This is a genomic window from Amycolatopsis acidicola (assembly GCF_007713735.2).
GTDB lineage: Bacteria > Actinomycetota > Actinomycetes > Mycobacteriales > Pseudonocardiaceae > Amycolatopsis_E > Amycolatopsis_E acidicola.
Map to the genome: position 1 here is coordinate 1 of NZ_VMNW02000174.1, position 7380 is coordinate 7380.

Genomic DNA, 7380 nt, shown 5'->3' on the forward strand with positions numbered 1-7380 from the left:
CCCCGCGACCCGCCGCCCGCCGGCCGCGTCCCGCCCAGGACGACGACGAAGATTTCGACGAACCCTGGTAGCAGGACACGACAGGCAGCTCACCGGCATCCCGTTTGCCCGGCGGGGTTCGTGGTAGCCAGCGGGGGAGTGGAGGGAGCGCCCGATGCCCGAAAAACCCCGAGTGGAACCCGCGGACCTCGTCGAGTCCCGGCGTGCCATCGCGGACGCGAAAGAGGCCGCGAAGCAGGCCCGGGTCGTGGACCCCGCCGAGGGCGGCGAAGCGCAGGAAGCGAGCGACGCGGATTCGGCCGCACGAGAGGAAAAGCCGGAGTAGTCCGGGATTTCCCTTGCGGGGTAAGCGTTACGACCGCAGGCTGCGGTCGGCGAGGGTGAGCACGGTGAGGACCAGGCTGACGCCGATCATGATCCAGGCGATGAGGTGCAGCCCGCCGTCGCTGACCCGCTCGTGGAAGACCATGCCGGTGATGGCGGACGAGGCGATCGAGCCGACGTAGCCGAAGGTCCGCAACAGCCCGGACGCGGTGCCGAGCTGTTCGGGCGGGGCGTGGGTGTAGAGCGCTGTCTGGTAGCCGGCGACGGCGAATCCGGTCGAGGCGCCGAACAGGAACGTGATGATGGCGACGAGGCCGATCCACGCGTCCGAGTCGAGCAGGAGCACCCCGGCGGAGCCCGCGAGCGCGATCACGGCGGCGGCGATCACGGGGCCCCGCACCAGGTTCCGGCGTGAGATCACCGCGATGACCACCCCGGAGACGAGCGTCATCGGCAGGAGCAGCAGGCCGGATGCCGACTCGCTGTACCCGCGCACCGCCTCGATCCACTGCGTGACGCCGTAGAGCACGACGTACTGGCAGAGCATGACCAGCCCGAAGAGCACGTAGGTGTTCGTCAGCGCGGGGCGCTGTGCCAGCAGGCGTACGTCGATGAACGGGCTGGCCGCCCGCAGTTCCCACAGGATTTCGGCTATCCACAACACGACCGAGAGCGCCAGGATCCACCAGTGCGCCGTCGGGAGTTCGAAAAGAAAGACGAGCAGGGCCAGCATCGCGGCGGCGAAACCGAGGATTCCCGCCACGTCGAGCCGAGCGACGATTTCGCGCAAACCGCGCCGTGCCAACGGTCCGTCCGCCTTGACCCACGCCAGCGCCGCGACGAGCGTCACGAGCGCGACGGGGAGGTTCACGAGGAAAACGGCGCGCCAGCCCCAGACGCTGACGAGCAGCCCGCCCACCGGAAGGCCGAGCGATGCTGTTGCGACACCGGCGATCTGGAGCCCGCCGAGCACGGCGCCCGGCGGCTGGTCCAGGCCCGCGTCACGAGCGCGCTCGCGGATCAGCACCATCGCGGTCGGGTAGGCGCAGGACGTGCCGAGCCCGATCAGGACACGGCTGATCAGCAGCGTGAGCAGATCCTGGGCGATCCCGCCGACCAGCCCGCCCGCGGCGACGGCGAGGATTCCGGCGATCAGGACGCGGCGTGGCCCGAACACCTCCGCGGCCTTTCCCGCCGTCGGTTGTGCCACCGCGCTGGCCAGGTAGAGCGCTGTCACGAGGGCGGCGGTCTGTCCGATCGAGACGCCGATGCCCTGGGCGATCGGGACGAGCGCGGTCGCGATCAGCGAGCTGTTGACCGGGTTGAGGATCGAGGCCAGATACAGGGGAGTGGTGAAACGCCACGAGAACGGGCGCTTCGGGAGAGTCCCGGCCCCGGTCACCGCGCGTTCGCAGCGAGCAGTGTCACGAGATCGTCGGTGCTGCCGGTCTCGGCGCGGTGCGGGAAGTGGTGGGTGACCGAGAACTCGTGCCGGCCGGGGTCGGGGTCGGCCATCGCGTCGATCGGGGTGGTCACGTGGAAACCGAGCTCGAACGCCTGCTGGACGGTGGCGGCGACCCCGTCGCCCGTGGCGACGCCGGTGACGACGACCTGCGTGACGCCCTGGCCTCGGAGGTACTCCTCCAGGCCGGTGCCGGTGAAGGCGCCCGGGGTGCGCTTGGTGATCAGCTTGTCGGGCTCGCCCAGTTCGGGCACGACGGGCAGCGCCTGCTCCGGCAGCTCGAAGGGCGTGCCTTCCGGATTGTGGTCGGTGCGCACGCCGGGCGCCGCGGCGACGTTGACCAGAACGACGGGCAGTCCGTGGCGGCGGAAGGCGTCGGCGAGCCGGGCGGATCGGGCGACGACGTCGGCGGCCGGGTGCGGCGCCATGTCGGCCCCGACGCTGCCCGCCTGCAGATCGATGACGATCAGGGCGGTCTTCGGGTCGAGGGTTTTGATGGGCATGGGGCTCCTTAGGGGAAAATCCGGCCGAGCAGTTTTTGCGCCTCGGCAAGGGTTCGCAGCTCGCCCGGCGAGAGCGTGTCCAGCTGCTTCGCGAACCAGTCGGTGCGCGCGTTGCGGCCCTTCGCGACCAGGGCCCGGGCCTTCTCGGTGACGGTGACGACCTTCTGGCGGCCGTCGCTGGGGTCGGGCGTGACCGTCACCAGCTCCTGCTCGAGCAGGACGCCGACCGTGGCGCCCATCGACTGCGAACGGACGCTCTGCCGTTTCGCCAGGGCGGTGATCGTCAGCGGGCCGTCGCGCAGGACATACCCCAGGGCTTCGGCCTGGCTGGGGGTGAGGCCGAAGCGGCCGCTCTGTTCGCGCAGCGCGCGCTGGGCGCGGCCGAATACCTCGCGCAGGGACTGCGCCAAATCCGCCGTGTCGGTCACGGACTCCAGGTTAGCAGATATGAAGCTTACCTACAAAGTTTGCCTTCATACCTCGGGTTCGGCCGGCGTGATTTCCCTTGCCTCCATGGGCTTTCCGCACGCGTCGCAGTTCAGGACGGGGTGCGTGGTCTGCCCGCAGGCGGTGTGTCGGATGGCGCGCTCCGCGCGGTCGCCGTCCGGGAGGTTCGCCTCGGCCCACTGCGCGAGCACCATCCAGGCGGGGACGATCGCCCGCGCCGATTCGCTCAGGGAGTAGTCGCACCAGGGTTTGTCGTCGCGGTAGGGCACCTTGTCCAGCAGGCCCAGTTCGACCAGGCGTGAGAGCCGGGATGTGAGCATGTTCGGGGCGATGCCGAGCGCCCGTTGCAGGGGGCCGAACCGGCTTGCGCCGTAGAAGATCTCGCGCAGGATGGCGTAGTTCCAGCGCTCCCCGAGTAGCGCGAACAGCTCGCGGCCTTGTGTTCCCCGGCTCACACTCATAGTGCCATCGTAGTACTTGTAAAATAGTAGTACTCTGACCGGCATGATCTACGAACTGGCCACGCTGTCGCTGCGCCTTCGCTCGGTGCCCCGCGCCCTGTCCGGAATCGAAGCCGCCACGACGAAGGCGCCCGGCACGCTGCTTGGCTGCTGGGAGACCGAAATCGGGGAGATCATCACGCGGCTGCTGGTGCTGCGCGGGTTCGAGTCGGCGGAGGAGCTGGCCGAGGAGCGCCGGCGGCAGTTGTTCAGCGCGGACCCGTTCGGGATCGGCGAAGACCTGACCGGGATGCGGCTCGAGACGTACGAGAAGTTCCCGTTCCTGCCGGACGTGCGGCCGGGGAAGTACGGCAGCGTCTACGAATTCCGGACGTACGAGCTGAAGATGGGCGGCCTCGCGCCGACGATGGAGGGCTGGCGCGAAGCCGTGCCGGAGCGGACGCGGATGTACCCGCTCACCATCACGATGTACGCCCTCGACGGCGTGCCGCGGATCACGCACATCTGGCCGTTCCCGGACCTCAACGCGCGCCTCGACATCCGCCGCGAATCGTACGAACGCGGCATCTGGCCGCCGCGGAACGGCCCGGAAAGCATCGACCGTGCGACCTCGACGATCGCCCTCCCCACGGCGATTTCGCCCCTGTGGTGAGGTTTTCGGTGTTTGCCGAGCCATGATGCGGGGTCGGGGAAGGTGGGATGGTTCGCGAAGAGGCGGTGTCCGTCGCGCGTGCCGCCCTCGCCTCGGCGCCGCGCTGACCTCGCCGCCGCGCTAGTTCGCCGCTGTATCAGCCTCATCGCGGCACGGGCTTCGCCGTCGCGTCAGCCTCGGCGCCGCGCTAACCCGACCGCCGCGCCGACATCGCCGTGGCGCCAGCCTCATCGCGGCACCGACCTCACTGCGGCGCCGACCTCACTGCGGCACCGATCTCACCGCAGCACCGACCCCACCGCCGCGCTGACCCCACCGCAGCACCGACCTCGTCGGCGCGCCGCCCTCGCCTCGGCGCTGACCTCGTCGCCGCGCTAACCCCACCGCCCCACCGCCCTCAGCGCCCTATCAACCCGCCGCGACAGCACCCTCTCCCACCTCAGCGTCAAACCCGGCCTCCATCAACCCCCCAAGCCGCGCTGACCGTACGTACGGTCACCCCAGCCACGGCGTGGGATCCGCCAGCACGCCCGCCAATTCCCGGTAGGCGGCGCCGGTCGCGCCGGGGGCCAGGAGCGGGCCCGCGGGTTCGATCCGGGGCGGGGCCCAGCGGGCGGACAGCACGCGTTCGCCGAGGTGCGCCTCCACTTCCGGCGCGAGCAGTTCGGCGAGGTGCGCGAGGTGCCCGCCCAGCACCACCGTCGGGATGTCGAGCACGTTCACCACACCCGCGAGCGCGAGCGCGAGGGCCCGCGCCGTGGCGGACAACGCCGCCCGGGCCCGCTTGTCCCCGCCTGCGGCCAATTCCGCCAGTTCCGCCGGGGTGGAGGCCGGGCTCAGCCCCGCGGCGGCGAGGATCGCGTCGCGCCCGGCGAAGGTTTCGAGGCACCCCGAGGCCCCGCACCGGCATCGCGGCCCGGCCGGGTCGACGCACACGTGCCCGATCTCGCCCGCCCACCCGTGCCGCCCCGACATCACCTCGCCGCCGATGACCGCCGCGCCGCCGATGCCGATTTCTCCCGACAGGTAAACGAAATCCGCGAACTCGCCGGGCCGTCCCGGCGCCACGGCGGCGATCGTGCGGGCCGCGAGGTTGGCTTCGTTGCCCACGTTCAGGGTCAGCCCCGCGACCGGCTCGACCATCTCGGCGGGTTTCAGGTCCGACCAGCCGAGGTTGGGCGCGCGCAACAACAGCCCGGTTTCCTCCGCCACCAACCCCGGCAACGCGAGCCCGGCCCCGACGAGCCGCACCCCGGCGGGGATTCCGTCACACACCCGGGCCGCGAGATCACTGAGCCGGGTGAGCGTCGGGACGGGGTCGCTGGCCACGAAATCGTCGTACTCCGTGGCCTCGGTGACCACCCGGCCACGCAGGTCGATCACCCGCGCCGCAAGGAAACCCGCGTTCACCTGCAACCCGAGCGCGGCCAGCCGGGCGCCCGGGACGAGGGGAGTGCCGGGCCTGCCGCGGCCGGTCGCGCTGCCCGGCTCGGTCTCGGCGACGACGCCGCCCGCGACGAGTTCGTCGACGAGCCGCGACGCCGTCGCGCGGGCCAGCGAAGTGGCCGCGGCGACGTCCGCCCGCGAGAGCGGACGCGCCGCGGCGCACACCGTCTTGGCCACCAGCGCGAGGTTGCTCGTGCGCAGGGTCGACTGGCGGGATCCTTGTCCGGGCATTCCGGGATCGTATCTGTTTCGCTGGTGAACTATTTCAGCCCAGGAGGTGCTCGATCGCGAGCTGCTGCAGTTTCACGAACCCGTAGTCGCGCTCGGCGGCCTTTTCCGGGTCGAACCCGTCGTCGCTCGCGAGGAGCTGCGCCACCGTCTCGCCTTCGGCCAGTGTCGGCTGCGCCAGGTCGTAGACGCCGGAGTACTTCATCGCGTCCTGCACGCGGGCATCGGCCCGGAACGCCTTCGCCTTGTCCGCGAGCATGAGGTACGTCGACATGCAGGCGCGGGCGGATTCCCAGACGCCGTCGAGGAATTCCGTGCGCGAAGGCTTGTAGTCGAAGTGCCGCGGGCCGGTGTAGCGGGGCGCGTCCGGGTAGCCGGGGAAGCCGTTCTCCAGCAGGTCCACGGTGAAGAACGCGGAGATCAGGTCGCCGTGGCCGAACACCAGGTCCTGGTCGTACTTGAGGCCGCGCTGCCCGTTGAGGTCGATGTGGAACAGCTTCCCGCTCCACAGCGCCTGGCCGAGCGCGTGCGTGTAGTTGAGGTTGGCCATCTGCTCGTGCCCGGTTTCCGGGTTGAGGCCCACGATGTCGCCGTGCTCGAGCTGCGCGATGAGGCCGAGCGCGTGCCCGACGGTGGGCAGGAAGATGTCGCCGCGCGGCTCGTTCGGCTTGGGCTCCAGGCCGATCCGCAGCTGGTGGCCCTGGGACTTGATGTAGCCCGCGACGGTGTCGAGGCCTTCCTTGTAGCGCTCGAAAGCCGCGTACACGTCCTTCGAACCGTCGTACTCCGCGCCTTCGCGCCCGCCCCACATGACGAACGTGCTCGCGCCGACCTCGGCCGCGAGATCCACCGCCTTGAGCACCTTGCGCAACCCGAACCTTCGCACGCCGCGGTCGTTCGCGGTGAGCCCGCCGTCTTTGAACACAGGGTGGCTGAACGTGTTGGTGGTGACCATTTCGATCACCAGCCCGGCCTTGTCCGCCGCGTCCTTCAGCCTGCCGACGATGCGCTTCTTCGTGTCGTCGTCCGCGTCGAAGGGGAAGACGTCGTTGTCGTGGAAGGTGATGCCCCACGCGCCCAGCTCGGCCAGCTTGTCCGAGTACTCCCACGGATCCAGCGCCGGCCTGCTCGGCCCGCCGAAGGGGTCCGTGCCGGTCCACCCCACGGTCCACAGGCCGAACGAGAACCTGTCCTCAGCCACCGGTTGCCGCACCATCGCCGCTCCTCCTCGGATTTTGTTTTGCCGAGTAACTTATTCCGGGGGTGGAGTGCAGTCAAGGTGCCTGGGGGCGAAAGCTGGGCCGGGTAAGGGAAGCCGCTGGGAACACGACAGGGGTGCGGCGGGTCACTCGCGCAAAGGAGGGCTGACCCGTGCAGGCGGACTCGCACGCTGGCGGCCAACATGCGTGCGCTGGTGGCCAACATGCGCACGCTGGTGGCCAACGCACGCACGCTGGTGGCCAACATGCGCACGGTGGTGGCCAACGCACGCACGCTGGTGGCCAACATGCGCACGCTGGTGGCCAACACACGCGCGGTGGAGGCCAACACGCGCACGGTGGTGGCCAACGCACGCACGCTGGTGGCCAACACACGCGCGGTGGAGGCCAACATGCGCACCGGCGGCTGACTTCGCGCGCGGGACGGGCCCGTCACGTCGCGCCCCGGCTGCCAACCCGTGCGCACGGCCGCCCCGACCCTCCACGGCTCGCGCCGTCGCACCCTGGCCCGCCGCGCCCGGCGGCCAAAATGCGTGCGCTGGCGGCCAACGCACGCACGCTGGCGGCCAACACGCGCACGGTGGAGGCCAACATGCGCACCGGCCGCTGACTTCGCGCGCGGCTCGCGCCGTCGCCC

Annotated in this window: 9 protein-coding genes; 3 read left to right on the forward strand and 6 right to left on the reverse strand. The window is 70.6% G+C overall.

Translation table 11 applies throughout. From position 1 onward, the window contains the following. Nucleotides 1-154: 154 nt before the first annotated feature. On the forward strand, nt 155-325 hold the full coding sequence (locus FPZ12_RS45935) for a hypothetical protein (RefSeq protein ID WP_166463124.1): 171 nt from the start codon (nt 155-157) through the stop codon (nt 323-325). A 27-nt stretch (nt 326-352) separates the two neighbouring features. Here the strand turns inward: FPZ12_RS45935 and FPZ12_RS45015 are convergent, their stop codons facing one another. From FPZ12_RS45015 to FPZ12_RS45030, 4 genes are read right to left on the reverse strand one after another with little or no spacing between them, the layout of a single operon-like run. After that, complete coding sequence (locus tag FPZ12_RS45015; RefSeq protein WP_144762486.1) at nt 353-1726, reverse strand: MFS transporter; 1374 nt, start codon at nt 1724-1726, stop codon at nt 353-355. Further along, on the reverse strand, nt 1723-2289 hold the full coding sequence (locus FPZ12_RS45020; protein WP_144762489.1) for an isochorismatase family protein: 567 nt from the start codon (nt 2287-2289) through the stop codon (nt 1723-1725). The genes FPZ12_RS45015 and FPZ12_RS45020 overlap by 4 nt, the downstream gene beginning before the upstream one ends. Before the next feature lie 8 nt (nt 2290-2297). Continuing rightward, nucleotides 2298-2717, reverse strand: coding sequence for a MarR family winged helix-turn-helix transcriptional regulator (locus FPZ12_RS45025; RefSeq protein WP_166463125.1), 420 nt, complete (start codon nt 2715-2717; stop codon nt 2298-2300). A 45-nt stretch (nt 2718-2762) separates the two neighbouring features. Further along, on the reverse strand, nt 2763-3197 hold the full coding sequence (locus FPZ12_RS45030) for a winged helix-turn-helix transcriptional regulator (RefSeq protein WP_144762494.1): 435 nt from the start codon (nt 3195-3197) through the stop codon (nt 2763-2765). 43 nt (nt 3198-3240) lie between these two features. On the opposite strand from FPZ12_RS45030, the gene FPZ12_RS45035 reads away from it, so the two are divergent. After that, entirely contained in the window at nt 3241-3849 is a 609-nt protein-coding gene (locus FPZ12_RS45035; RefSeq protein ID WP_144762496.1) for an NIPSNAP family protein, read from the forward strand. A 495-nt stretch (nt 3850-4344) separates the two neighbouring features. Here FPZ12_RS45035 and FPZ12_RS45040 read toward each other — a convergent pair whose 3' ends face one another. Together FPZ12_RS45040 and xylA are read right to left on the reverse strand one after the other, a co-directional pair. Further along, nucleotides 4345-5526 carry an ROK family transcriptional regulator gene (locus FPZ12_RS45040; protein WP_150980811.1) on the reverse strand — a complete coding sequence of 394 codons (1182 nt, stop codon included), beginning with the start codon at nt 5524-5526 and terminating at the stop codon, nt 4345-4347. Between the two features lie 34 nt (nt 5527-5560). After that, entirely contained in the window at nt 5561-6739 is a 1179-nt protein-coding gene (gene xylA / locus FPZ12_RS45045; protein ID WP_144762644.1) for a xylose isomerase, read from the reverse strand. A 186-nt stretch (nt 6740-6925) separates the two neighbouring features. On the opposite strand from xylA, the gene FPZ12_RS45050 reads away from it, so the two are divergent. Then, a complete protein-coding gene (locus FPZ12_RS45050) occupies nt 6926-7153 on the forward strand; it encodes a hypothetical protein (RefSeq protein WP_144762648.1) in 228 nt (75 codons plus the stop codon). The last annotated feature ends 227 nt before the right edge of the window (nt 7154-7380 follow it).

What these genes read in the sequence shown, in the direction of transcription:
- FPZ12_RS45935 (WP_166463124.1), top strand. Translation starts at nt 155, where the DNA reads ATGCCCGAAAAACCCCGAGTGGAACCCGCGGACCTCGTCGAGTCCCGG.
- FPZ12_RS45020 (WP_144762489.1), bottom strand. Translation starts at nt 2,289, where the DNA reads ATGCCCATCAAAACCCTCGACCCGAAGACCGCCCTGATCGTCATCGAT.
- FPZ12_RS45030 (WP_144762494.1), bottom strand. Translation starts at nt 3,197, where the DNA reads ATGAGTGTGAGCCGGGGAACACAAGGCCGCGAGCTGTTCGCGCTACTC.
- FPZ12_RS45035 (WP_144762496.1), top strand. Translation starts at nt 3,241, where the DNA reads ATGATCTACGAACTGGCCACGCTGTCGCTGCGCCTTCGCTCGGTGCCC.
- FPZ12_RS45040 (WP_150980811.1), bottom strand. Translation starts at nt 5,526, where the DNA reads ATGCCCGGACAAGGATCCCGCCAGTCGACCCTGCGCACGAGCAACCTC.
- xylA (WP_144762644.1), bottom strand. Translation starts at nt 6,739, where the DNA reads ATGGTGCGGCAACCGGTGGCTGAGGACAGGTTCTCGTTCGGCCTGTGG.
- FPZ12_RS45050 (WP_144762648.1), top strand. Translation starts at nt 6,926, where the DNA reads ATGCGTGCGCTGGTGGCCAACATGCGCACGCTGGTGGCCAACGCACGC.